The organism is Rhodanobacter thiooxydans LCS2, assembly GCF_000264375.1.
Taxonomy (GTDB): domain Bacteria; phylum Pseudomonadota; class Gammaproteobacteria; order Xanthomonadales; family Rhodanobacteraceae; genus Rhodanobacter; species Rhodanobacter thiooxydans.
On record NZ_AJXW01000015.1, the window covers coordinates 1 to 24,663 of the forward strand.

Below are 24,663 nucleotides of genomic sequence, written 5' to 3' on the forward strand. Positions count from 1 at the left end.
GCCCGCCAGCAGGCTCCTACGACAAGAGGCGTAGCGTCCGTTCATCGTTCCTGCTCCGCAGCGTCGGCGTCCGGCGTGCCGGCGCACCAGGCCAGGTACGGCTGCACGGCCAGCGCCAGCATCCAGCTGGCCAGCATCGCACACGACCCGACGGCGGCACCGAGCACGCTGGTCCAGAGCAGCAGCGACAGCAGGGCGAGCATGATGCCGGCGCTGCGCGCGATGCGTGGTTTGCCCCGCAGCGCTTTCCACATGCAATGCGGCGACGCGGCGTACATCGCGACGGCGGACAGCACCGCCATCGCGAAGGCCAGCAGGCTCAGCCAGGCCGTCATCGGCTTACCAGCGGTAGCGCGCGCTGGCGCTGACCGTGCGCTCGTAGCCGTAGTAGCACCAGTAGGCGCTGTTGCAGACGGAGACGTAGTCCTTGTCGGTGAGGTTCATGGCATTCAACTGGAAACGCCAGTTGCCCGTGTCGTAGTGCACGGCGGCATCGAGCAGGGCGTACGACGGCGTCTTCCAGTCGTTGTAGATGTCGCCGTAGTGGCTGCCCACGTAGCGCACGCCGCCGCCGAAGCCGAGCCCGGCCAGCGGGCCGCTGACGATGGTGTAGTCGGTGCCCAGCGAAGCCTGCTGCTTCGGCAGCAACGCGATCTGCTTGCCCAGCGAGGGCAGGTCGTTGCTGCGGGTGACCTTCGAGTTGCTGTAGGTGTAGTCGCCGTAGACGGTGAAGTTCGTGCCGATGTTCCAGCGGCCTTCCAGTTCCACGCCGCGCAAGCGCGTTTCGCCCTGCTGCACCTGGTACAGCGTGTGGTTCGGGTCGATCGTCAGCGAGTTCTTCTGGGTGATCTGATAGGTGGACAGGGTTAGCAGGCCGTTGCCGCCGGCAGGCTGGTATTTCAGGCCGGCTTCGTACTGGCCGCCGGTGGTCGGTTCGAACGCCTTGCCGGCGAAGTCGGTGCCCACAGTGGGCTGGAACGAATGCGACCAGGAGATGTACGGCGCCAGCCCGTTGTCGAACAGGTAGTTGACGCCGATGCGGCCGGAGAACGCATGGTCGGTCTGGTGCGCGGTGCTGCCGCCGAGCCGGTTGTCGGTGTCGGTCTTCACGCGGTCCTGGCGACCGCCGATGGTGATGCCCCAACGACCGAGCTTGACCTGGTCCTGCAGGTACACGCCCAGCTGCGACTGCGTCTGGACGGTGTGGCTGGTGTAGGCCGGAACGGTCACCGGGCTGCCGTAGACCGGAGCGAAGATGTCCAGCGACGACGCGTTGAAAGCGAAGGCAGAGGCGTAGTCGTCGTTCGATCGGCGGTAGTCGACGCCGGCCAGCACCACGTGCTGCACGTTGCCGCTGCCGAAGGTGTACTGCAGATTGTTGTCGACGCCGAAGGTTTTGGTGTGGTTCTCGTTCGGGAACAGATAGCGCAGCAGGGTGCGCTGGTCGGCGAGCAGGCCGAACGCGCCCACGTTGGCGCCGTTGTTGTCGATGTCGGTCTTGCCGTAGCGCAGGTTCTGGTTGAACGCCAGGCCGCTGGCGAAATCGTGGTGGAATTCGTAGCCGATCGAGGCGATCTTCTTGTTGTAGTCGTTCTGGCCCGGCTCGCCGGTGAAACGGTGACGCGGGATCTTGCCGTTCGGGTTCGGCAGCAGGGTGCCCGATGCCGGCAGGAAGCCGCCGCCGGAGGCGGTATCGGCTTTCTGGAAGTGCGACAGCACGGTCAGCGAGGTGTTGTTGTCGGGCTTCCAGGTCAGCGCCGGGGCGAGGTAGTAGCGGTCGTCCTTGATGTAGTCGACCATGCTGTCGCTGTTGCGCGCCAGCCCGGTGAGCCGGTACAGCACGGTACCGGCATCGTTCAGCGGGCCGCCGAAATCGAACGTGCCCTGGCGCAGGTCGAAACTGCCGAGCTCGACACCCACTTCATGCAGCGGCTGTTCGGTCGGGCGCTTGCTGACCATGTTGATCATGCCGCCCGGCGGCATCGCGCCGTAGACCACCGACGACGGGCCCTTCAATACTTCCAGCCGCTCCAGCCCGTACGGCTCGATGCGGGTGAGTTCGGTGCCCGAGCCGGCCGGCAGGGCCAGCCCGTCCATGTAGCGCGCCGGGGCGAAGCCGCGCACCAGCAGCCAGTCGCTGCGCGAATCGGGACCGTAGCCGCCGCCCTGCGCGCCGGCGGTGTACCACACCGCTTCCTCGATGCCGTGGATGCCGCGCACGCGCATCTGTTCGTCGGTGATCACCGAAACCGACTGCGGGATCTCGACGATCGGCGTATCGGTCTTGGTCACCGAATCGCTGTCCTTGGCGATCGGCGCAGTGACCTGCACGCCTTCGAGCGTGGTTGCCTTGCGTTGTGCGTCGTCGGCGGCAGCGGTGTCGGCAGCGTGCGTCGGCGCCGCCAGCAACGCCAGTGCGGCGAGCAGGGGCAGGCCGGTCAGGGCCTGGCGAATGGCGCGCGGCAGCGGCGCAGCGACGGAGGATGCGGTCGGCAGTGGCATGGGGAACCTTGTGGACGGATCTGTGTGGATGGGCTGGCGTGTCGCGCGTGCGGCCGGTGGGGGTCGGAGGCGACTCGCCTGGCCGGTTGTCGCGCAATGGCTTTTCTTATCTGCACCGGTCGATGCCGGACACAGGCGGGCCTGGGCGCCGCCCACCGCCATCGATCAGGTGAGAATGATTCTTATTGTATAGGCCTATATGTTGGGCAGCAATCGCGCTGCGGGCTCAGCCCGTGGCGAAGTGTCGCGGCCGGTGAATTCAGAAAGCCATGCGTCGGCAGGGCAGTCGCCTAAGGGGATTTGCGGTTTGCTCCCGAGGCCACGTAGAGCAGACCAATGCCAAGCAGAGCGAGTGCGCTGGCGAGCGTGGACAGACTCAATACGCGACGATGGCGTTGCCGTTCCTCTTCGTAACTCTTGTGAACGCCGCTGACGGCCGCTTCGATCTGCACAATGACACCGGCATGGCTGACCAGTAACGTCAACGGTTCACCGGGTTGCAGATCGCCGCTGGATGCGGTGCGTGGATACAAGGTGAACAGGTGTGGACGGATTTCGTCCTGGGGCATGGCCACTTCGATCATGGCGTCCACGCCCTGGCGCACGTAGGTGCCCTTCATCTCGCGCAGAGCGGACTTTTCCGGCATGCCCGAAAAGCCATAGAGAAATGCCTCGCTGGCGTAACAGACCAGCGCGATGACCACAACGGTCTTCAGCATGGCGCCCAAGTCGCGGCGCAGATTCATGCCTGGCGCTCCAGTTGCCCCTGCACTTCGTTGATCGAATCGCGGATGCGCCGGGAGAACACCGAGTCCAGGTGATGGATCAGCAGCAGGTGGTCGGTGGCGCGGGTCATGGCCACGTAGAGCAGACGCGCTTCGTCGTTCTCGCCCTGGCCTTCCTTGGGCAGGCCGCCGATGCCGGGGATGATCACGAACGGGAATTCCAGGCCCTTGCTGGAGTGCATGGTGACCAGCTTGACGCTGTCCTCGACCACGAACAGGGTCTGCTTGCCGGCGTTGTCGGCGAGCCGGCTGGGGATGCCCAGCTCGCGCAGCACCTCGTGCAGCTTTTCGCCTTCCCACTGGTTGCGGTAGATCACTGCCATCTCGGAATACGGACGGCCATGCGCGTGTTCGTCGCGCAGCCGCGCGATCAGCACGTCCATCTGCGCGCGGGCGGTATCGGTGCGCACCAGTTCGGGCACGGCGCCGCGGCGGCCGGCGCTTTCCGGGGCGATCAGCGGCACGCCGTCGCCATCGGCCTCGTCGAGGCGCGAGGCGAGCAGGTCCTGCGCGAAGGCGCGCGCGACGGAGAGGATTTCCAGCGTGTTGCGGTAGTTGAGCTTGAGGATGGTGGTGCGGCCCTGCGCCTGCACGCCGAGGCTTTTCCAGCTGATCCTGCGGCGGTTCGGGTTGCCGTAGATGTTCTGCGCGTCGTCGTACAGCACCAGCAGCGAGTTGGTCGCCGGGTCGAGCATCTGCACGATCAGCTTGTACCAGTCCGGCTCGAAGTCATGACCTTCGTCGACCAGCACCGCGCCGTACTGGGCGCGCGGGATCTGGCCGCGGTCCACGCCGGCGATCACCGCCGGCGGCAGCGCATCGACGAAGGCCTTGCCGCTGCCGGGCGGCAGCGGCTCGTGGTACGCCACCAGCATCTTGCGGCACCACTTGTGGAAGTTGTAGACCTGCACCTTCTCGCCGAGGCCGCGCTCGCCGATCAATTGTTCCAGCCGTGCGGCCAGCGTCTTGTTGTAGCAGAGCACCAGGATCGGCTTGTCCATCCCGCGCGCCAGCTGCATCGCGCGAAAGCCCAGGATCATCGTCTTGCCGGAGCCGGCCACGCCATGGATGATCCGGTGCTCGCCGCCGATCGAGCGCGCCAGCTGTTCCTGCTGCGAATCCATCACCTTGACCAGGTCGGGGATCTCCAGCGGCCGCACCGCGGCATCGGTGGGGCCGAACAGGCCGAACTGGCCACTGCCGGCTTCCACCCGCAATTCGGGAAACAGGTGCCAGCGCACGCGGTCGATCTGCGGCAGGGTCAATGCCACCGGATACACCTGCGGGAACATCGCCCACAACCGCTGCTGGAACGCCTCGGCGTCGACCGTCTCGTATAGCTCGTCGCGGCAGATCACCAGATGCTCGGGCAATACCTCGCCCAGGCCGCCTTCATCGAACTGCTTGCGGGTGATGTTGGCCAGCACCACGCCCCAGCCCCACGGCATGATCAGCTTGCCGGCATAACGCGAGCCTTCCGGGTGGCGCAGCGCCGGATCGCGTTCCAGCACCACGCCGATCTCCAGCGCATACGCGCGCGCCTGCAGCAGCGGATTGTTCTCCTTTACCAGGCCGCGCTCGGTGACCAGGGTGAACTGGGTGCTGTCGGCATGGCGGATGGTGTCGGCTTTCCAGTCCTTCACTTCCAGCACCAGCAGGCCGCGACGCGGGTGGAACACCACGAAATCCGGATGGCGCTGCTTCACGCCGACCGGCACGTCGTACCACAGCAGGTAGTCGTCCTCGAGCTTCTGTTCCAGCCGCTCGGAAACGCGCTTCTCGCCGCCGGTCATCCGCGGCAGGCAGCTGTTGCGGGTCGGAATGAGGGTCGCCACGGAAATCCTCGACTGACGCTGTCGCACGACGTTAGCCGATGGGACGGCGCTGTCAATGCCGCTGGACGGCGCGGCGTTACCCCCAGTGCCGCAACTGTTCCGGCGGCCTGTCCATGCGTCGGCAGGCACGGCTGGCGATGCCGTCCTTCAGCGCGGCATGGAACACCGGCGCCACCGACCACAGCGCATGCGCCGCCAGTTGCGCCTGGCGGCGTTGCCACGGCGTGTGGCGCAGCAGCGTGAGCGCCCAGTCGGGCAGCAGGGCGTGGCCGGCGTACAGGAACAGGTCGCGTGACAGCCCGGCCGCCGGCACCGGCAGGCGCACCCGCGCCAGCAGGTCGAGCACGACGCGGGAGCGTTCGGTGAAGGCCAGCTCGGGGCGGATGCGCCGGAAATAATCCGCCACCGCGTGTTCGCTGGCCGGCACGTCGCGCGCACCCAGCGCCTCGGCGATCCGTCGTACCTCGTCGTAGTAGCGGTCGGCCGCGTCTTCCGGCAATGCCGCATGGCTGTAGCGGCGATAGCCCTGCAGGAAGCAGTACGCCTCGCTGACGTGCACCCAGGTCAGCAGCTCGGGATCGTTGGCGCTGTAGGGGCGCCCGTCCTCGCCATGCCCCACGATGTGGTCATGGATCTGCCGCACGTGCTCGATCAGCGCCTCGGCCTGGGCGCGCGGCGCATAGGTGGTGCCACCGACGAACGCGGTGGTGCGGCGTAGCCGCCCGACCATATCGCCGCGAAAGTTGGAGTAGTCCCACACCCCGGCCAGCGCCAGCGGGTGCAGTGCCTGCAGGGTCAACGCGGCGAGGCCGCCGGCGAGCATGCCGGGGAAGTCCGCATGCACACGCCAGGTTGCGCTGTGCGGCCCGAACAGGCCGGGATCACCGTGCGGATGGTCGTAGTCGAGGCCGCCGTTTTTGGCGCGAGGGAAGGCCTTGAGCACCCAGCGGCGGATCGGTTCGCGGGCGGGTCGGGTCAGCAGGTCGAGGGGCAAAGGCATGCCGCCAGTCTAGCCTTCTGCCGGCGGGGAGTTTGATTTGGACGTCCATTGTGTTATCAATGTCGTCATGTCCTCCATCACCGCCCGCCTGTATTTCTGGTTTTACGGCTACCCGAAGCCAACGGCGGCGGCGCGGACGCGATCGTTTTGAACTGATCGAAAGAACCACACCGAACCGCCACCCCAGGGCGGTTTTTTTATGGCCGCTACCTGAAAAATCCCCAGGAGAGCCGCCATGCATACCACCGACGACCTGCGCATCCGCGCCTTCACCCGCCTCGGCACACCAGCCGAAATCATCCGCGACTGCATGGCCACCGACGCGGCGCTGGCCACCGTGGACGCTTCGCGCCGTGTCCTGCACCGCATCCTTTCCGGTGACGACGACCGCCTCGTGGTGGTGATCGGCCCGTGCTCGATCCACGATCCGCGCGCCGCGCTGGAATACGCCACGCGGCTGGCGCCGCTACGCCGCGCGCTGGGCGATGCGCTGGAGATCGTGATGCGGGTGTACTTCGAGAAGCCGCGCACCACGGTCGGCTGGAAGGGGTTGATCAACGATCCCGACCTCGACGGCAGCTTCCAGATCGACAAGGGCCTGCGCATGGCCCGCGGCCTGCTCCGGGACATCAACGCATTGGGCGTGCCGGCCGGCTGCGAGTTCCTCGACATGATCACGCCGCAGTACATCGCCGACCTGGTGGCGTGGGGTGCGATCGGTGCGCGCACCACCGAGAGCCAGGTGCATCGCGAGATGGCCTCGGGGCTGTCCTGCCCGGTCGGCTTCAAGAACGGCACCGACGGCAACGTGAAGATCGCGGTGGACGCTGTGCAGGCCGCGTCGCAGCCGCATCATTTCATGGCGGTGACCAAGGACGGCCAGGCTGCCGTGGCGGTGACCAGCGGCAACGGCGACTGCCACGTGATCCTGCGCGGCGGCAAGGCGCCGAACTACGACGCGGCCAGCGTCGACGCCGCCTGCGCAGCGATCGGCAACGCCGGATTGCGCGCGCAGGTGATGATCGACGCCAGCCACGCCAACAGCAGCAAGCAGCCGGAGAACCAGCCGCGAGTGGTCGGCGACATCGCCGCGCGCATCGCCGCCGGGGAAACGCGCATCCTCGGCGTGATGGTGGAGAGCCACCTGCTCGGCGGCCGCCAGGAGCTGCAGCCGGGCCAGCCGCTGCGCTACGGCCAGAGCATCACCGACGGCTGCATCGACTGGGACAGCTCGGTGCAGGTGCTGCAGCATCTGGCGCAGGCAGTACGCCAGCGGCGCCAGGCCGATGCATCCGGGCTCCGTGCGGAGGTTGCCGCCTGAGTCAGCTTTCCAGCCGGGCGTCCAGCGTGATCTCGGCCTTCAACAGCTTGGACACCGGGCAGCCCAGCTTGGTCGCCTGCGCGATGTTGTCGAACGTGGCCGCGTCGATGCGCGGCACCTTGGCCCGGCAGCTGAGTGCTACCGCGGTGATGCTGAAGCCGTCGCCGTCCTTGAGCAGGGTCACCGTTGCCTTGGTGTCGATGCTGTCGGCGGTGAAGCCGGCGTTGCCCAGCTCCAGCGACAGCGCCATCGAGTAGCAGCCGGCATGGGCCGCGGCGATCAATTCCTCCGGGTTGGTGCCGGGTCCGTCCTCGAAGCGCGACTTGAAGCCGTACGGCGCCTCGCGCAGCACATCGGTGTCGGTCGACATCGTGCCCTGGCCGTCCTTGATGCCGCCGGACCAATGCGCGGACGCGGATCGTTTCATGGGATTCTCCCGTGGGTTGTGGCAGGCAGGTGCCCACGATGCCCGATGCCGCATGCAGCCGGCGCGAACGAAGCGACGCCATCGCTTCACGCCTGGTTGCCACGCGCAGGTCGTATTCTTGCCGACTGTCTTTCCAGAGGGAGTTCGCATGTCGTTCGCCATTCAGCACGATCGCCTTGCCCATCGCTTCGAAACGCACGTGGATGGCGAGCTATGCCTGCTCGATTACACCCTGGCCGCTGACGTGATGACGATCACCCGTACGGAAGTGCCAGCCGTGGTGGGCGGGCGCGGCATCGCCGCTGCCCTGGTGCAGGAGGCACTGGCGGCGGCGCGCGCCGAAGGCTGGAAGGTGGTGCCGGCCTGCTCGTATGCTGCCGCGTGGATGCAGCGGCATCCGGCATACCACGACCTGCTCGGCTGAGTTCCTGCCGCGGAGATACGCATGGAAAAAAAACCGGCAGGGGCGGCATCGGACGCAACGAAGCTGCATGGTTGGCGGCCGTGGCATTTCGTGAAGGGCCGGCCATGGATGATCGCGGCGCTGGCCATCCTCGTCGCCTGCATGGTGGTGTTGTCGGGTTTCGGCATGCGCCCGACCACCGCGTTGCTGCTCGGCTTCGACCTGGCCGCGGTGGTCTACCTGGGCAGCCTGGCGCGCCTGTTCAACCGAGCCACGCCGGACCACATGCGCAGCCGGGCGCAGATGCTGGATATCGGGCGCTGGGGCGTGTTGTGGGGCGGCGTGCTGTTGTCCGCGGTGGTGCTGGCCGCGCTGGGCAACGAACTGCACGCGGCCAAGGGAGGCGGCATGCTGGCGCTGACGGTCGGTGTGCTCAGCGTGGTCCTCAGCTGGCTGTTCCTCAACATGATGTTCGCGCTGCACTATGCGCATGGCTACTACGGCGATCTCGGCGGCAAGCATGCCGGACTGGAGTTTCCCGATACGCCCAGGCCCGACTACTGGGATTTCGCCTACTTCTCGATCGTGATCGGCATGACCTTCCAGGTCTCCGACGTGCAGATCAGCAGCAAGTACCTGCGCCGCGTGGTACTGCTGCACAGCGTTATCTCGTTCTTCTTCAACGTTTTCATCATCGCGATCACGGTGAATATCGTGGCTGGGCAGAGCGGCTGAACCGCGCCGGGTAACCGCCGGCCGGCCGGCGGCGAAGGAAGCGAGGGGGCGGCGTGGCCGTTTCCCCTTCTTTCTCTCGAGGATCTTCCGATGAACGCACGACTTGCCACTCTCCTCGCCGCCGCTATGGCCTGCGGCCTCGCCACCGCAACCGCGTTTGCGCAGGACGCGATGGCTGCCAGCTCAAGCACGGCAATGGCGCACGACGCCATGCAAAAAACCTCCATGAAGCATGACGCCATGAAGCATGGCGCGATGAAGCACGATGCAATGAAACACGACGCGATGAAGCATGACGTGATGAAGGGCGATGCGATGAAGTCCGGCGGCTGAGCGTCCGCCGCCGGCAGGCGCAACTGCCGGCGGCTTCTGCGGCGCAGCGCACAGGCGGATACTTGGCGGGTTTCCACTGCAGGCCACCATGCCATGCAAACCGCGTTCGCCAGCCGGCTCGGCATCGAGCATCCGCTGATCCAGGCTCCGATGTCCGGCTCGACGCCACCGGCGCTGGTGGCTGCCGTATCGAACGCGGGTGCGCTGGGTGCGCTTGGCGCCGGCTATCTCGAACCGCAGGCGATCCTCGACCAGGCGGCACAAATCCGGGCGCTCGGTGAGCGGCCGTATGCGATAGGCCTGTTCGTGCTGCCGGACGAGTTCGAGGCCGACGTGGCCGCGGTGGCGAAGGCACGCGCACAGCTCGATGCGCTGATGGCGCGCGAAGGTCTCGACGTGCGCACCAGCCTGCCGTCGCGCTGGGCGCCGCGCTTCTCCGAGCAGTTCGCCGCGTTGTGCGAGGCGCGCCCGGCGGTGGCGATCTTCGCGTTCGGAGTGATTGCTCCGGCGCAGATGCGTGAGCTGCACCGCCGCGACATCTATGTGATCGGCACCGCCACCACGGTGGCTGAGGTGCGCGCCTGGGCCGAGGCCGGCGCCGACGCGGTATCCATGCAGGGCGCCGAGGCTGGCGGCCATCGCGGCAGCTTCCTGCACGAGGCCGAGGACGCGATGATCGGCTTGTTCGCACTGCTGCCGCTGGCCGTGCGCGCGGTCGACATTCCGCTGATCGCCGCCGGCGGCATCATGGACGGCCGCGGCCTGCTGGCGGCCGAGGTGCTCGGCGCGGCGGCCAGCCAGCTCGGCACCGCCTTCCTCACCTGCCCGGAGTGTTCGGCGGCCGAGGCGTGGAAGCGCGACCTGCCGCTGGTCGAGGAACATCGGGTCACCACCATCCGCGGCTTCTCCGGTCGCGCCGCCCGCGGCCTGCGCAACCGCTTCGTCGAGGCCATGCCCGAGGCGTCGCAGGGCTTGCCGTACCCGGTGCTGAACGCGCTCACCGCACCGTTGCGCCGCGCCGCCGCCGAAGCCGGCCGGGGCGACCTGCTGTCCGAATGGTGCGGCCAGGCCGCGGGCCTGGTGCGCCCGCAACCCGCCGCCGAACTGGTGGCGCGGCTGATGCACGAATACCGGCTGGCCAGGCGTGCGCTGGCGGGTTGAGCGAGCGCAGCTGCGGGCCGCCCGCCTTGACGTGCCGTTGCGGTTGCGCGGTTATACTGCGGCCGCGCCATTTCGCGCTGCGATCCCGCATCGAGGCCCATCCTCTTGAGCACAGCCCGTACCCACAAGGCCGTCACCACGGCCGCCCTGCGCAAGTCGGTCATCGACGCGCTCGAAGAACTGAAGGCCAAGGACGTGCGCGAGATCGACGTCCGCGGCAAGACCTCCATCGCCGACCTGCTGGTGATCGCCTCCGGCACCTCGGCCCGCCACGTCAAATCCATCGCCGACGAAGTGGGCAAGTTCGCCAAGAAGGCGGGCGTGATGCCGCTGGGCGTGGAAGGCGAGGCGGAAGGCGAATGGGTGCTGGTCGACCTGGGCGACGTGATCGTCCACGTGATGCTGCCGCGCATCCGCGAGTTCTACGGCCTGGAGCGGCTGTGGACGGTGGGTGACCACGGGCACGAAGCCGACGCCGCACAAGCGGGCTGAGCCCAACTCCCGGCATGCGCGCGCGCCTGATCGCGGTCGGTGAACGCATGCCCGGCTGGGTGGCGGAGGGCTTCGCCGAATACCGCAAGCGGCTGTCGCACGAACTGCCGCTGGAGCTGATCGAACTGAAGCCAGGCAACCGCGGCAAGGGCCGCGACGATGCGCGGGCGATCCAGGATGAGGGCACGGCGATCCTCGCGGCGCTGCCGCACGACATCCACGTCGTCGCGCTCGATGGCCGTGGCAAGCCGTGGTCCAGCGAGGAGCTGGCCGCGCAGCTGGCGAAGTGGCGCATGGCCGGGCGTGACCTGGCGTTCCTGATCGGTGGCCCCGACGGCCACGCGCCCGAGGTGCTGGCGCGCGCCGAGCAGCGCTGGTCGCTGGGTCCGCTCACCTTGCCGCACATGCTGGTGCGGCTGGTGCTGGCCGAGCAGTTGTATCGCGCCACCACGATCGCGTCCGGTCACCCGTATCATCGTGCCTGACCTCCCCCGGAACCTGCCCGCCATGTCCTTCGTGATCCGCCAGGCCACCATGCTCGACCTCGACACGCTGGCGCCGCTGTTCGACGGCTACCGCCAGTTCTACGGCCAGCCGGCGGACCTGGCGCGGGCGCGGGATTTCCTGGCGGAACGCTTCCACCACCACGAATCGCTGGTCCTGCTGGCGCTGGGCGAGCATGGCGCGGGATTTGGTTTCACCCAGCTGTATCCGTTGTTTTCCTCGGTGCGCACCGTGCGCACCTGGCTGCTCAATGACCTGTTCGTGGCCGCGACGGCGCGGCGGCAAGGCGTGGGGGCCGCGTTGCTGAAGGCGGCCGCGGAGCATGCGCACGCGCTGGGCGCGGCCAGCCTGTCGCTGTCCACCGCGCTGGACAACGCGCCGGCGCAGGCACTGTACGAGTCGCTGGGCTGGCAGCGCGACCACCAGTTCTGCGAATACAGCCTGGCGTTGTGACGCCGGTGCTCTACCTCGCTTCGCAATCGCCGCGCCGGCGCCAACTGCTCGATCAGCTCGGCGTGGATTTCGCCGTGCTCGACGTCGACGTGCCCGAGCAGCGCGCACCCGGCGAATCACCGCGGGACTACGTGAGCCGGGTGGCATGCGACAAGGCACGCGCCGGCCTCGCTGCGCTGGTACACGCGGGCGACGCACTGGTCCTCGGCGCGGACACCGAAGTGGTGCTGGACGACGAGGTGTTCGGCAAGCCGCGCGATGCCGCCGATGCGGCCGCGATGCTGCGCCGGCTGTCGGGCCGCACGCATGCGGTGATCTCGGCGGTATGGCTGGTCGGCACCCGCGGCGAGCAGGGCGAGGTGTGCGTATCGCAGGTGCGCTTCGCCACGCTGGACGAAGCGGCCATCGCCGCCTATGTCGCCACCGGCGAGCCGTTCGGCAAGGCCGGCGCGTATGCGATCCAGGGCCGCGGCGCGGCGATGGTCGCGCACCTCGACGGCAGTTATTCCGGGGTGATGGGCCTGCCGCTGTTCGAGACCGCGCGGCTGCTGCGCGCTGGCGGGATCAGCCAGGCGGGTTGATCGCCACGAACCAGGCGGCGGTGGCCAGCAGGTTGTTGACGCCATGCGCCAGCACCGCCGGCCAGATCGAGCCCGCACGCAGGCGCAGGCCGGCCAGCAGCAGTGCCAGCAACAGCAGGTTGGGCAGCGCGTACCACTGGTACTCCAGCCCGGGCAGATGCACCAGCGCGAACAGCAGCGAGCTGGCGGCCACCGCCCAGCCGACCGGCCAGCGCTTCATAAGCGCCGACAGCAGCACGCCGCGGAACAGCAGTTCCTCCACCAGCGGCCCCACGACCACCACCACCAGCAGTAGTGGCAGGCGCAGGCCCAGCGGAGTACGCCCGCCGATCTGCTGGATGTCCTGGGTCACCGTGTGGCCCTGGGCCAGCCACTCGGTCAACAGCGCACCGAGGAACGGTGCCGCCAGTCCGACCAGCACCGCCAGCGCGAAGAACAGCGGTTGGCGCGGCGGCGTGAAGCCGAAACCCGGCGGCTGTGCCAGCGGCCACAGCGCCGGCCAGGTGCGGCGAGCCAGCCACAGGGTCAGCGGCGCGGCCACGCCGAGCGAGAGTATCGCCAGCAGTGCCTGCATCGCAGGCTGCGTCAGCGTCGTGCGGATGGTTGCCTCGATGTCCGGGCCGCCGTCGCGCAAAGCCGCCGTCACCGCGATCGCCGACGCGAACAGGAAGCTGACGGCGAACTGCAGCGCGAAGTAGGTGACGATGATGCCCACGGTGGCGCGCAGGCCGGGCGCGGCGTGGTCGGTATGCGGTGGGTGTGGCGAATCCTGAGGCGACAGTGGCGAGACCTCGGTGCTGCTGATTTGCATGTGGTGACCATGCCTGAGGCGGGGAACGGCGCAAGCGACGCCTTCAAGCTAGTGGCTGGCAGGCCGGCCGCGCAACCCTGCCGATCGGCAGGATCGCGCGCAGCCTGCGGACCGGGTGCTCAGACCAGCATCGCGCGGCCGACGCCGACGCAGGCCAGCACCAGCAAGGCGGCCCAGCCGGACATGCCGACCAGGTAGCCGGGGCCGCGTCTGGCCGGATCCTTCAGGTAGGCCAGCGCATACCACACGCGGCCGGCGACCCACACCAGCCCGGCCACTCCGGCCCAACCGCTGAACCCGTAGTGCGCCGCCAGCCACAGCGTGGGCAGGAACATCACCGTGTTCTCCAGCGTGTTCATCTGCACCCGGTAGGCGCGCTCGAATGCGGGGTGCCCGCTGGTGGCCGGCGCCTTGATGGCGTATTTGCCGCGGGCATGGCCGACGGCCCACATGGTGCCGAACAGCAACAGCACGGTGAGCAGGGTAACCAGGGCGGGCAGGTGGGTCATGCTGGAATCCTCACAAGGGGTCGCCTACTTTAGCGGCAGCGCGCGGCGTGGCGTGACCCTGGCCGACGCGTTATCGTCGCCCCCGCGGCGTCGGGGCGGATGCATCAGTCAACGAGGGGTTCCTATGGATTGGCGGAAAGGCGGCAGCAGCAGCAACGTGGAGGTCGACAGCGGCGGCGGTGGTCCGCGCTTCGGCGGCGGCGGGCGGATGGGCCTGGGGGGTCTGATCGTGCTGGCATTGCTGGGCTGGATCTTCTTCAAGAATCCGCTGGCGCTGCTGGACCAGAGCGGCGGCCTGCCGGGCGCCCAGACGCAGACCGGGCAACCCGTCCAGGTTGATCCCGAGCAGCAGGCTTTCGTCAGCGCGATCCTGCATTCGACCGAGCAGAGTTGGGGCGCGATCTTCCAGGCGCATGGCGCGACCTATGTCGAGCCCAAGCTGCACCTGTTCAGCGGCGGCGTGAACACGGCCTGCGGCGGCGCCAGTACGGCGGTGGGGCCGTTCTATTGTCCGGGCGACCAGAAAGTGTACCTGGACCTGGCGTTCTTCCAGCAACTGCAGGACGAGCTGCACTCCTCCGGCGATTTCGCCCGCGCCTACGTGATCGCGCACGAGGTGGGCCATCACGTGCAGAAGCTGACCGGGGTGTTCGACAAGGTGCGCCAGCTGCAACAGCGCGGTGAGCCGATGGATGGCGCCGACGGCCTGTCGGTGCGGCAGGAACTGCAGGCGGATTGCTACGCCGGCGTGTGGGCGAACCACAGTCAGCAGGAGCTGAACTGGCTGCAGCCGGGCGACATCGAGTCGGCGCTCAACGCGGCCAGCCACATCGGCGACGATGCCCTGCAGCAGCAGGCGCAGGGCCGCGTGCGCCCGGACACCTTCACCCACGGCACCTCGGCGCAGCGGGTGAAGTGGTTCAAGGCCGGTTTCGGCAGCGGCGACGTCGCCCAGTGCAACACCTTCGCCGGCGAGCCATGAGCACGCAAGCGTTCAACCTTGGTTGGGCGCTTTCCGCATTTCCTCCCCTGCATCGCAGAGGAGGACAGGGAGGGGTAGCTCTTGCTTCCCTGCTGCGCAACGAATCTTCACTGCTCTAGAATCTGCCTTCTGCGCGCCTCGGGGCGCCTCCGGCCGCTTCGATGGAACATCCCTGCCTGCGTTGCGGTGCCTGCTGCGCGTACTTTCGCGTGGCATTTCATTGGTCGGAAGCGGAAGCCTTCCTCGGCGGCAACGTACCGCCCGAGCTGACCGAGAAGCTCGATCCGCACCGGCTGGCGATGCGCGGCACCAACGCCGCACAGCCGCGCTGCGTGGCGTTGCGCGGCACGGTGGGCGAAGCGGCGCATTGCGGCATCTATCCGCAGCGGCCATCGGTATGCCGCGAGGTGCAGCCCTCGTGGGAGTTCGGCACGGCCAGTCCGCAGTGCGACAAGGCGCGCCTCGCGCACGGGCTGCCGGTGCTGACGCCCGAGGATTGGCTCGACCCGTTCGACGCCGGCGAGCCGCCACTGCCGCAGAGCGCCTGAGCGCGCTGCCGCCTCCGAAACCGCAGGAGAGGGACGCCCGCCACCGCCATTGGGTGACGGGCATCCTGGTTGCCCGGGAGCCCGTTTATAGACAGCCCGGGAACTTGAACGACGCGATGCGCGTGTTCCAGTTGAACGAGCCGGTGTTCTTCAGGTACTCGGTGGTGTACCAGAACGTGCAGTCATCGACCGGGTCGACCGTCATCGCGCTGTAGTCGCCCCAGCGCGACAGGTTGTTGCCGCTCTGCGAGCCCAGCCCCGCGATGATGCTGTTCTCCGCTTCCAACGTGTTCAGCGGGTCGCTGGCCAGGCGGCCGGTGTAGCGGATCGCCGGGTGCAGCGCGCTGCTGGATACGCTGTAGCCGAGCGCCATGTTGCCCTGCTTGTCCATCGCCACCGAGCCCATCCAGCGGAAGCTGGTGTCCGGCGAGAAGGTGGACTGCTGGTACACCACCGGCGTGGTGCCCGGGCTGCGGATCTCGTACCAGCGCACGCCGGTGTAAGGGTTCTTGCGCGAGGTGCCGACCTGCACCGAATGGTTGACCACCAGCGACTCGTGAGTGCCGAAGTTGCGGTAGGCCAGGCGGAACATCAGGCGATCGCCCAGCGAGTCCAGCTTTTGCCGCGTACCGTACTGCGGGATGCAGCTGCCGCCGCGGCAGGCGGTGGCGAAGGCGGCCACCGGAATGTTGAGCGGACCGCTCAACGAGGTGTTGGCGCTGTTCGCCCAGTCCACATGGAATTTCCACAGGTTCACCGAATTGCTGGTGAAGTTCAGCATGTAGTTCGGCGAGCCGGCCGGCGGCGCGGTGGCGCCGTCGAGGTCGGCCGGCAGCACGCCGCCGTAGCTGGTGGACAACTGGAAGCACTGCTGGGTGGCCGCGTGGCCGCTCAACATCGCAGTGCGGTCGTAGGCGCACAGCTTGGCACCCTGGAACGTACTGGTGAACATGTTGAAGGTCTCGTAGTAGCCGTCCGGCCAGACGCCCATCTTCGGATAGTCGGGAAAGACGCTGCCGTAGGAGAAGGCATAGCGGTAGTACGCGCCGGTGGCGTCGCTGGTGGCCGATACCGCCACGCACTGGTAGTAAGGCGTGGCGCTGACGGCGAACTGCGAGATGACCCAGCGGTTGGCGGCCTTGTCGTAGACCACCACGGCATCGCCGTCGTTGTCGACCTCGCAGGGGCCGCCAAAGCCGGCCCACAGGGTGTTGCTCGGCACCGGGCCGTAGGTCACTGCCTTGCTGGCCTTGTCGAACACTGCGAACCCGGTGTTGACGATCTGCACGTACTGGGTGGCGCCTACCGCGCCGTTCGTATCCGGCGGCGCGCTGTTGACGCTGAACGTGCCCTGCGGGCCACTGAAGCCCTGGCCGACGCCTTCGAAACCGGCACCCAACGCGGGCGCAAACGCCCCGGTGATGGTGTGTTGCACGGCGCCGTCGGTCTGGTTGCCGGGAGCCAGCGGCGGCAGCGGATGCAACGGATGAATGCGGGGACTCTTGGAGAAATCTTCCGGTCGCGGCATCGTGCCGCGCAGGGAGCGCAAGGTGTCGTGTTTCACGGCAGGCGTCACTTCCACTTTCGGCGCTGCGTTTTCGGCGAAGGCCTGGCTGCTTGTCGCCAGACCGAAAACGGCGCCCAGCGCGATGCTCAAGGCTGTCAAGTTTCGTGATGACATAGGTTCCTCTCCACTAGGTAACGACATGGGAAAGGATCGGCGCGTGCGACTGGTGTTGCGCAGCTTTGGTGGCCAGGCACGACAGGGATCCGACAACCGTTCCACCATCACGCGACTTCGGCATCGCGAGCCCCTGGACTCCCAGGCGGAACGGCGGAGTCATAGCGCTTCGACGGGAATTTTTCGTGAAGAGGCCGTCCGGCGCCTGACGGCGGGCAGCCGTTTATCCCGAACCGCGTGTGCGGCCGCCGGCAGGTGCGCGATGGCGGACGGCGCCGGCCGGTCGAGTCGCGGCTCGGCGTCGCGGGATGGATGATGTTCGATCGTCGAGCTGAGCCCGACATGCGGCGGGTTCGCGGCGATGACGATCCCGCCGGTGTCGCGCCGTCGCTGGTCGAGCGACGCGACTCGGGATGCTTACTTGCGCCGCGGCGGTTTCGCGCCGCCCGGCCGCGGCTTGAAGCTGCCGGGTTTCCTGAAACCGCCGGGCTTGTGCGCCGGCGGCGCGCTGGTGCCGTTGTCGTTGCCGTCCCACTCGTGGATGCGCAGCTGCTGCTGCACCACCCACACCTTCTTCAGGTGCTCGAAGATTTCCTTCGGCATGCCGTCGGGCAGGTCGATCAGGCTGTAGTGGTCGCGGATGCTGAGGCGGCCGATGTACTGGCTGTCCAGCCCGGCCTCGTTGGCGATCGCGCCGATGATGTTGCCCGGTTTCACGCCGTGCTCGTGGCCGACCTCGATGCGATACGTGCGCTTGCCTTCTTCGGTGGCATGTGCGCGCAGCGGACGTTGGCCGAAGTCGCGCGGCGGCGCCTGCTCGCGTCCTGCACGCTCGTGCGCGGCGTGTTCGCGTGGCCGCTGTTCGTGCGACCTGGACTCGCGCGGCTGGTGGCTGGCAGCGGTTGTTTCGCGCGCATGCGGCGGACGCCGCTCGCTGCTCGTGCGCTCGCGCGGGGTCGCGCGTTCGACGCGCTCGCGCGATGCGGGTTCGTACTTCTCGCGTTTCGGCGGCGGCGCCAGCAGCAGCGGCTGGTCGCCCTGGGCGATGCGCGCCAGCGCGGCGGCGATCTCGACCGCCGGCACGTTGTGCTCCTGCTCGTACTGCTCGATCAGCTGCTGGAACTGGCCGAGGTCGCCCTGCGCCAGCATGTCGCTGATGCGCTGCTTGAACTTGCCGATGCGCACGTCGTTGACCACCTCGACCGACGGCAGCTGCATCTGCTCGATCGGCTGGCGGGTGGCGCGCTCGATCGCGCCCAGCATGCCGCGCTCGCGCGGGCTGACGAACAGGATCGCCTCGCCGCTGCGCCCGGCGCGGCCGGTGCGACCGATGCGATGCACGTAGCTTTCGGTATCGTACGGGATGTCGTAGTTCAGCACGTGGCTGATCCGCTCCACGTCGAGGCCGCGCGCGGCCACGTCGGTGGCGACCAGGATGTCCAGCTTGCCGTCCTTCAGCTGCTGGATCACCCGCTCGCGCTGCGGCTGGGCAATGTCGCCGTTGATCGCGGCGGCGGCCAGGCCGCGCGCCTGCAGCTTCTCGGCCAGTTCCTCGGTGGCCTGCTTGGTGCGCGCGAAGATGATCATCGCGTCGAACGGCTCGGCCTCAAGGATGCGCGTCAGCGCGTCGAGCTTGTGCATGCCGCTGACGAACCAGTAGCGCTGGTGGATGTTCGCCGCGGTGGTGGTCGAGGACTTGATGGTGACTTCGACCGGGTCCTTCAGATGGCGCTGCGCGATCTTGCGGATCTGGGTCGGCATGGTCGCCGAGAACAGCGCGACCTGGCGCTGCGGCGGGGTCGCCTGCAGCACCTTCTCGACGTCGTCGATGAAGCCCATGCGCAGCATCTCGTCGGCTTCGTCGAGCACCAGGTACTTCAGCTCCGACAGGTCCAGCGTGCCCTTGTCCAGATGGTCGATCACGCGGCCGGGCGTGCCGACCACGACGTGCACGCCGCGCTTGAGCGAATGCAGCTGCGGGCCGTAGCTCTGGCCGCCGTAGATCGGCAGCACCTGGAAGCCGGGCAGGTGGGCGGCGTAGGTCTGGAACGCCTCGGCCACCTGGATCGCCAGCTCGCGCGTGGGCGCCAGCACCAGCGCCTGCGGCTTGCCGGCCTTGCGCTCGATGCGCGACAGGATCGGCAGCGCGAATGCGGCGGTCTTGCCGGTGCCGGTCTGCGCCTGGCCGAGCACGTCGCGACCTTCCAGCAGCGGCGGGATGGTGGCGGCCTGGATCGGCGAGGGCGACTCGTAGCCGACGTCGGCCAGCACGCGCAGGACATCGGGGTGCAGCGCAAGTGCGCCGAAGCCGGACGACACCGGGGTGTGGTCGGGAGCAGGGGACGACATGGGGGAACCTCGGGAAGGCAGCGCCGGTAATGCGGCGCGCGGGTCGTGCATTCTACCAGCGTCCATGCGCGCGCGTGGCGCTTCCGGCTGAACGCGAACGTGATGGCGGCGCGGTTATGCTTCGCTTTGCCTTTGCCAATGGAGCGACGAGCCGACGATGGGCACGCTTGAAACGATCTCCGAACAACGCCTGCACGGCGGCCTGCAGGGCTTCTACCGCCATCATTCGCAAGCCTGCGCCGGCGCCATGCGCTTCGCCGTCTACCAGCCGCCGCAGGCCGCGCGGCGGCGCTGTCCGGTGCTGTATTTCCTGGCCGGGCTGACTTGCACCGAGGAAACCGCCACGATCAAGGCCGGTGCCCAACGGCTGGCTGCCGAGCTCGGCCTGGTGCTGGTGATGCCCGACACCAGCCCGCGCGGCACCGGCATCGCGGGCGCGACCGGCGACTGGGAATTCGGCGAGGGCGCGGGTTTCTACCTCGATGCCACCGGGGCGCCGTGGTCGACGCATTTCCGCATGGCCAGCTATGTGGTGGACGAGTTGCCCGCCTTGATCGGCGCCCATTTCCCGGTGGACACGGCGTTGAGCGGCATCTGCGGCCATTCGATGGGCGGCCACGGCGCGCTGACCCTGGCCTTGAAAAATCCGGGACGCTACCGTTCGGTGTCGGCGTTCGCACCGATCGTGGCGCCCAGCCAGGTACCGTGGGGGCGCAAGGCATTTCCGCGTTATCTCGGCGACGATCAGGCAGCGTGGGCCGACCACGACGCCTGTGAACTGGTGCGGCGGCAGAGCTTCGACGGCACCATCCTGATCGACCAGGGCGAGGCGGACGGTTTCCTCGAGGCACAACTGAAACCCGAGCTGTTCGACCAGGCCTGCGCCGAGGCGGGGCAGCCGCTGCTGTTGCGCCGGCATGCCGGCTACGACCACAGCTACTGGTTCATCGCCAGCTTCATCGACGACCACCTGCGCCACCACGCGGCAGCGCTGGGGCTGCTGTAGGAGCCCGCTTGCGGGCGATGCTTTTGCCCTCGGAATTTGGGATTCGCAAGAGCGGGAGCATCGCCCGCGAGCAGGCCCAGCAGCGGCGTCAGGCCTTGGCCACGGGGCGGCGATTGGAGCGGCGGCGCTGGTTGCCGGCGGCGCGTTCGCCGCGGCCCTGCGGCGCGTAGCCGTTCGGCCGCGCCGCGCCGGCGGGCTTGCCCTGGCGCGGTGCACGCTGCTGCTGGCGCTGGCCGCCACCGCCCTGCTTCGGACGCGGCGCGCCGGCGTCCAGCCGCAGCGGGGCGGACGGCTCGTAGCCGGCCACCGGGGTGATCGCGATGTCCTGCTTCAGCAGCTTGCGGATGTCGAACAGCAGGCCGCTTTCGTCGTGGCTGACCAGCGACAGCGCCAGGCCTTCCATGCCGGCACGGCCGGTGCGGCCGATCCGGTGTACGTAATCCTCGGCCACCGAGGGCAGGTCGAAGTTGATCACGATCGGCAACTGCTCGATGTCGATGCCGCGGGCGGCGATGTCGGTGGCGACCAGCACGGTGACGCGGCCGGACTTGAAATCGGCGAGCGCACGGGTGCGCGCGTTCTGGCTCTTGTTGCCGTGGATCGCGGCAGCGCGCAGGCCGGAGGCGTTGAGGAAGGTGACCAGCTTGTCGGCGCCGTGCTTGGTGCGGCTGAACACCAGGGTCTGCCGACGACTGTCCTGCGACAGCACGTGTAGCAGCAGGTCGCGCTTGCGCGAGGCATCGACTGGATGCACCTGGTGGCTGACCAGGGTGGTGACGGTGTTCGGCGCCGAGACCGAGATCTCGCGCGGGTTGTGCATGAAGTCCAGTGCCAGCGCCTTGATCGCCGGCGCAAAGGTGGCCGAGAACAGCAGGGTCTGACGCTTCTTTGGTACCGACTGCAGGATGCGCTTCAGCGCCGGCAGGAAGCCCATGTCGAGCATGCGGTCGGCTTCGTCCAGCACCAGCGTCTCTACCGCCGACAGATCCAGTGTGCGCTGCTGCAGATGGTCGATCAGCCGGCCGGGGGTGGCGATGACCACGTCCACGCCGCGGCGCAGCGCATTGATCTGCGGGCCCATGCCGACACCGCCGAAGATGGTGGTAGCGCTGACGTGGATGTGCTTGCCGTAATCGCGCATGTTCTCGTGGATCTGCGCGGCCAGCTCGCGGGTGGGGGTGAGGATCAGCGCGCGCGGGCGGCGGGTCATGGTCTGGCCGCTGGTCGAGAGCTTCTGCAGCAGCGGCAGCGCGAACGCGGCGGTCTTGCCGGTGCCGGTCTGCGCGGCGGCGAGCAGATCGTGGCCTTCCAGAGCGGGCGGAATCGCGGCGGCCTGGATCGGGGTGGGCTGGGTGTAGCCGTAATCGGCGAGCGCACGCAGCAACGCGGGCGCAAGGCCCAGCGAATCGAAAGACATGGAACACTCCTGGGCAACCCGGAGTGTTCATACCGTGTTGCGGATCAAGGGAAAGGGGCGACGTTGTCGCGGCATGCGTGGGGACGAATGCGTCGCCCAGTATAGCCGATCCGTCGTCGCCACGCGCGTTGGCCACGCGTCGGGCTGAATGACGTGGCGCGAGCGCTTCAGCGGTGTGGTCGCGCCACGATCAGGTAGCTGTTGAACGGAGTGCGCCCGCGCAGCGGTTCGATGCGCACCTCGAGTCCGACATCTTCCAGCGGTGCGCGCACTTCGTCGGCGCTCGGGTAGTGCTGTGCGCCGCCGGGAATCCAGCCGGAAGTGCGCAGGAAAAATTCCTCGACGCGGGTGGCGTGGAAGCGCCAGTGCGGCTCGCGCAGCACGTTGCGGATGATCAGGCAGCCATCGGGCGCCAGGTGCCGTGCTGCTTCGCGCAGCAGGATAGGCTGCCGTCCGGCAGGCAGGTAATGCAGCACGTCGAGCAGCGCCACGTGGCCGTGCGTTGGCGGCAGCTCGGCCACATCGGCGTGGTGCAGGTCGATCAGCGCCTCCAGCCCCGCACGTCGCACGGCCTGCTGCCCGGTGGCGATCTTGCGTCGGTCGTGGTCCAGCCCGAGGTAGCGTCGGGGCTGCCCGCAGACGTGCAGGTACAGTCCAAGCAGGCCGATGCCGCAACCGATGTCGAGCAGCGGCAGTGCCGTGCCGGCCACCAGTTCGGTGGCGGCCGCGTAGACCGGGTCGGTGCCCAGCTTGAGCCGGGCGTAGCCGCGCTGCAGCCGGCTGCCGTACAGGCTGATGATGCGCTGGCGACCGTGGCGGTCCATCCGGACTCCATTTTTCGGGGATGACCGCAGCCTAGGACATCGGGTGCTCGGCTACCATCGTCGCCGGCGCGCACTGTGCGTGAGGTCCCGTTCGAGGAGAGACCGATGTCGCTGCTTGCACCCCTGCGTGAGCTCGATGCCACCCAGCGGCATACGGTGCTGGCCGGTTTCCTGGGCTGGACGCTGGATGCATTCGATTACTTCCTGCTGACCTTCGTCATCGTCACGGTGGCGAGGGAGTTCCAGGTGGGCACCGCCGAGATCACCTACGCGCTGTTTCTGACCCTGGCGGCGCGACCGCTGGGCGCGCTGCTGTTCGGCCGGCTGGCCGACCGCTTCGGGCGGCGGCCGATCCTGATGCTCGACGTGGTCCTGTTCTCGCTGTTCGAGCTCGCCACCGCCTTCGCCTCGTCGCTGACCTCCTTGCTGGTGCTGCGTTTCCTGTTCGGCGTGGCGATGGGTGGCGAGTGGGGCGTCGGCGCGTCACTGGTGATGGAGTCGATCCCGGCAAAGGCACGCGGCGTCGTGTCGGGCCTGTTGCAGAGCGGCTACCCGTGCGGTTTCTTTCTCGCCGCGCTGGCGAACTGGCTGCTGGTCGACCACATCGGCTGGCGCGGCCTGTTCGTGGTCGGCGCGATCCCGGCGCTGCTGGTGCTGTACATCCGCCGCAAGGTGCCGGAGTCGGCGGTGTGGCAGGAAGGCGCGCGGGCGGTGAAACGGCCGGGTCTGCTGGAAGCCATGCGCGGGCACTGGAAGCTGGCGGTCTACCTGGTGCTGCTGATGATGGCGTTCAACATGTTCAGCCATGGCTCGCAGGACATGTACCACACCTTCGAGGAGGTGAACCTGCACCTGCCTACCGGCTCGGGTACGGCTTTCGTGCTGGTGGCGCTGCTGAATTTCGGCGCGCTGGCAGGCGGCCTGTATTTCGGTGCGTTGTCGGAGCGGATCGGCCGGCGCAAGGCGATGATGATCGCCGCGCTGCTGGCGATACCGGTGATTCCGCTGTGGATGTACGGCGGCTCGCTGATCCTGCTGGGGCTGGGCGCGTTCCTGATCCAGGTGATGGTGCAGGGCGCCTGGGGCGTGGTGCCGACGCATCTGAACGAGTTGTCGCCGGCCGCGGTGCGCGGCACCTTGCCCGGGTTCGCCTACCAGATGGGCAACCTGCTGGCGGCGGTCACCGCCACCGCGCAGACCTGGCTGGCGCAGCGCCATGGCGGCGATTTCGCGTTCGCGATGTCGCTGTGGATGGTGCTGGTGGCGTTGTTGCTGGCGGCGTTGCTGTGGCTGGGGCCGGAGGCGCGCGGGGTGGGCTTCGGTCATCGCGGGTCCTAGCGCCGCCGGGCTACTGCTAGAATCCGCCGTTTGATCCCATCAACGAGACAGGCAATGAAGGCTGGCAAGGACAAGGTCATCGCAATCCACTACACGCTGACGGTGGACGGTGAAAAGGTTGAGAGCTCGCACGACCGCGACGAGCAGCTGTGGATCCTGCTCGGCCACGGCCAGCTGATCCCGGGTCTGGAAACGGCGCTGGAAGGCCACGAGGCCGGCGAAACGCTGAGCGTGGACGTGGCGCCGGCCGAGGGTTACGGCGAGCGTCAGGAAGGCCAGATCCAGCGCATGTCGAAGAAGTATTTCCCGCAGGCCAACCGGCTCAAACCGGGCATGACCACCGTGCTGCAGCTGAAGCAGGGCGGCCAGCGCGCAGTGACCGTGCACAAGGTCGGCATGAGCGCGATCGACGTGGACCTGAACCACCCGATGGCGGGCAAGACCCTGCATTTCGACGTGGTCATCGGCGAAGTGCGCGACGCCACCGAGGAAGAGCTCGCCCACGGCCACGCTCACGCACCTGGTGCTGAAGCGCACTGAAGTTCGCTTCGATTGGGCAAAACCACAACGGCGCTTATGGGCGCCGTTGTTCGTTTGTCCTTTCCCCTTCCAGGGGAGAGTTGTAGGGGCCGGCTTACCGCAAGCCCAGCTTTTCATCCGCTCGGA

General features: G+C 68.0%; 26 protein-coding genes. 14 read left to right on the forward strand and 12 right to left on the reverse strand.

Annotated elements, in window-relative coordinates; genetic code table 11:
• Positions 1-41 precede the first annotated feature (41 nt).
• The 5 genes from UUA_RS03700 to UUA_RS03720 all read right to left on the reverse strand — a co-directional run bounded on the left by UUA_RS03700 (position 42) and on the right by UUA_RS03720 (position 6,122).
• Entirely contained in the window at positions 42-335 is a 294-nt protein-coding gene (locus tag UUA_RS03700; RefSeq protein ID WP_008434381.1) for a hypothetical protein, read from the reverse strand.
• A 4-nt stretch (positions 336-339) separates the two neighbouring features.
• A complete protein-coding gene (locus UUA_RS03705) occupies positions 340-2,502 on the reverse strand; it encodes a TonB-dependent siderophore receptor (RefSeq protein WP_008434382.1) in 2,163 nt (720 codons plus the stop codon).
• Between the two features lie 290 nt (positions 2,503-2,792).
• Complete coding sequence (locus UUA_RS03710; protein ID WP_008434383.1) at positions 2,793-3,248, reverse strand: hypothetical protein; 456 nt, start codon at positions 3,246-3,248, stop codon at positions 2,793-2,795.
• Positions 3,245-5,080 (reverse strand): 3'-5' exonuclease, encoded by a 1,836-nt coding sequence (locus UUA_RS03715; RefSeq protein ID WP_050981796.1) that lies wholly within the window; start codon positions 5,078-5,080, stop codon positions 3,245-3,247. Before UUA_RS03715 ends, UUA_RS03710 begins: the two co-directional genes overlap by 4 nt.
• A 118-nt stretch (positions 5,081-5,198) precedes the next feature.
• The gene (locus UUA_RS03720; RefSeq protein WP_008434385.1) at positions 5,199-6,122 is read right to left on the reverse strand and encodes an oxygenase MpaB family protein; all 924 of its coding nucleotides are present in this window, start codon (positions 6,120-6,122) and stop codon (positions 5,199-5,201) included.
• A 235-nt stretch (positions 6,123-6,357) separates the two neighbouring features.
• On the opposite strand from UUA_RS03720, the gene UUA_RS03725 reads away from it, so the two are divergent.
• Positions 6,358-7,443 (forward strand): 3-deoxy-7-phosphoheptulonate synthase, encoded by a 1,086-nt coding sequence (locus tag UUA_RS03725; protein WP_008434386.1) that lies wholly within the window; start codon positions 6,358-6,360, stop codon positions 7,441-7,443.
• Between the two features lies 1 nt (position 7,444).
• Here UUA_RS03725 and UUA_RS03730 read toward each other — a convergent pair whose 3' ends face one another.
• Complete coding sequence (locus tag UUA_RS03730; protein ID WP_008434388.1) at positions 7,445-7,870, reverse strand: OsmC family protein; 426 nt, start codon at positions 7,868-7,870, stop codon at positions 7,445-7,447.
• A 148-nt stretch (positions 7,871-8,018) separates the two neighbouring features.
• On the opposite strand from UUA_RS03730, the gene UUA_RS03735 reads away from it, so the two are divergent.
• The 8 genes from UUA_RS03735 (at position 8,019) to UUA_RS03770 (ending at position 12,532) form a co-directional block, all read left to right on the forward strand.
• Complete coding sequence (locus UUA_RS03735) at positions 8,019-8,294, forward strand: GNAT family N-acetyltransferase (RefSeq protein WP_008434390.1); 276 nt, start codon at positions 8,019-8,021, stop codon at positions 8,292-8,294.
• A gap of 21 nt (positions 8,295-8,315) precedes the next feature.
• Positions 8,316-9,008 carry a DUF1345 domain-containing protein gene (locus tag UUA_RS03740; protein ID WP_008434391.1) on the forward strand — a complete coding sequence of 231 codons (693 nt, stop codon included), beginning with the start codon at positions 8,316-8,318 and terminating at the stop codon, positions 9,006-9,008.
• Positions 9,009-9,098: 90 nt separating this feature from the next.
• Positions 9,099-9,341, forward strand: a complete 243-nt coding sequence (locus tag UUA_RS03745) for a pentapeptide MXKDX repeat protein (protein WP_008434393.1) — start codon at positions 9,099-9,101, stop codon at positions 9,339-9,341.
• Between the two features lie 93 nt (positions 9,342-9,434).
• A complete protein-coding gene (locus UUA_RS03750; protein ID WP_008434395.1) occupies positions 9,435-10,502 on the forward strand; it encodes an NAD(P)H-dependent flavin oxidoreductase in 1,068 nt (355 codons plus the stop codon).
• A gap of 105 nt (positions 10,503-10,607) precedes the next feature.
• A complete protein-coding gene (rsfS, locus tag UUA_RS03755; RefSeq protein WP_008434396.1) occupies positions 10,608-10,994 on the forward strand; it encodes a ribosome silencing factor in 387 nt (128 codons plus the stop codon).
• A gap of 14 nt (positions 10,995-11,008) precedes the next feature.
• A complete protein-coding gene (rlmH, locus tag UUA_RS03760; protein ID WP_008434397.1) occupies positions 11,009-11,479 on the forward strand; it encodes a 23S rRNA (pseudouridine(1915)-N(3))-methyltransferase RlmH in 471 nt (156 codons plus the stop codon).
• Positions 11,480-11,501: 22 nt separating this feature from the next.
• Positions 11,502-11,951 (forward strand): GNAT family N-acetyltransferase, encoded by a 450-nt coding sequence (locus UUA_RS03765; protein ID WP_008434399.1) that lies wholly within the window; start codon positions 11,502-11,504, stop codon positions 11,949-11,951.
• 5 nt (positions 11,952-11,956) lie between these two features.
• Complete coding sequence (locus tag UUA_RS03770) at positions 11,957-12,532, forward strand: Maf family protein (protein WP_039953511.1); 576 nt, start codon at positions 11,957-11,959, stop codon at positions 12,530-12,532.
• Here the strand turns inward: UUA_RS03770 and UUA_RS03775 are convergent.
• On the reverse strand, positions 12,516-13,343 hold the full coding sequence (locus UUA_RS03775) for a CPBP family intramembrane glutamic endopeptidase (RefSeq protein WP_008434402.1): 828 nt from the start codon (positions 13,341-13,343) through the stop codon (positions 12,516-12,518). The genes UUA_RS03770 and UUA_RS03775 overlap by 17 nt on opposite strands.
• A gap of 119 nt (positions 13,344-13,462) precedes the next feature.
• Positions 13,463-13,852, reverse strand: a complete 390-nt coding sequence (locus UUA_RS03780) for an MAPEG family protein (protein ID WP_008434404.1) — start codon at positions 13,850-13,852, stop codon at positions 13,463-13,465.
• A 124-nt stretch (positions 13,853-13,976) separates the two neighbouring features.
• Between UUA_RS03780 and ypfJ the strand changes: the two genes are divergently transcribed.
• Together ypfJ and UUA_RS03790 are read left to right on the forward strand one after the other, a co-directional pair.
• The gene (gene ypfJ, locus UUA_RS03785; protein WP_008434405.1) at positions 13,977-14,834 is read left to right on the forward strand and encodes a KPN_02809 family neutral zinc metallopeptidase; all 858 of its coding nucleotides are present in this window, start codon (positions 13,977-13,979) and stop codon (positions 14,832-14,834) included.
• Between the two features lie 161 nt (positions 14,835-14,995).
• Entirely contained in the window at positions 14,996-15,382 is a 387-nt protein-coding gene (locus UUA_RS03790; RefSeq protein WP_008434406.1) for a YkgJ family cysteine cluster protein, read from the forward strand.
• Positions 15,383-15,467: 85 nt separating this feature from the next.
• Here UUA_RS03790 and UUA_RS03795 read toward each other — a convergent pair whose 3' ends face one another.
• Together UUA_RS03795 and UUA_RS03800 are read right to left on the reverse strand one after the other, a co-directional pair.
• On the reverse strand, positions 15,468-17,039 hold the full coding sequence (locus UUA_RS03795; protein WP_008434408.1) for a hypothetical protein: 1,572 nt from the start codon (positions 17,037-17,039) through the stop codon (positions 15,468-15,470).
• A 441-nt stretch (positions 17,040-17,480) separates the two neighbouring features.
• Positions 17,481-19,412 carry a DEAD/DEAH box helicase gene (locus UUA_RS03800; protein WP_008434409.1) on the reverse strand — a complete coding sequence of 644 codons (1,932 nt, stop codon included), beginning with the start codon at positions 19,410-19,412 and terminating at the stop codon, positions 17,481-17,483.
• A gap of 157 nt (positions 19,413-19,569) precedes the next feature.
• Here UUA_RS03800 and fghA point away from each other — a divergent pair, with 157 nt between their 5' ends.
• Complete coding sequence (gene fghA / locus UUA_RS03805; protein WP_008434410.1) at positions 19,570-20,418, forward strand: S-formylglutathione hydrolase; 849 nt, start codon at positions 19,570-19,572, stop codon at positions 20,416-20,418.
• A gap of 88 nt (positions 20,419-20,506) precedes the next feature.
• On the opposite strand, the gene UUA_RS03810 is transcribed toward fghA, so the two are convergent.
• Both UUA_RS03810 and UUA_RS03815 read right to left on the reverse strand, forming a co-directional pair.
• Entirely contained in the window at positions 20,507-21,835 is a 1,329-nt protein-coding gene (locus UUA_RS03810; RefSeq protein ID WP_008434411.1) for a DEAD/DEAH box helicase, read from the reverse strand.
• Between the two features lie 167 nt (positions 21,836-22,002).
• A complete protein-coding gene (locus UUA_RS03815; RefSeq protein WP_008434413.1) occupies positions 22,003-22,659 on the reverse strand; it encodes an SAM-dependent methyltransferase in 657 nt (218 codons plus the stop codon).
• A 105-nt stretch (positions 22,660-22,764) separates the two neighbouring features.
• Between UUA_RS03815 and UUA_RS03820 the strand changes: the two genes are divergently transcribed.
• Positions 22,765-23,997 (forward strand): MFS transporter, encoded by a 1,233-nt coding sequence (locus tag UUA_RS03820; protein ID WP_008434414.1) that lies wholly within the window; start codon positions 22,765-22,767, stop codon positions 23,995-23,997.
• Between the two features lie 54 nt (positions 23,998-24,051).
• Positions 24,052-24,537: an FKBP-type peptidyl-prolyl cis-trans isomerase gene (locus tag UUA_RS03825; protein ID WP_008434415.1), complete on the forward strand. Its 486-nt coding sequence runs from the start codon at positions 24,052-24,054 to the stop codon at positions 24,535-24,537.
• Positions 24,538-24,663: the final 126 nt, after the last annotated feature.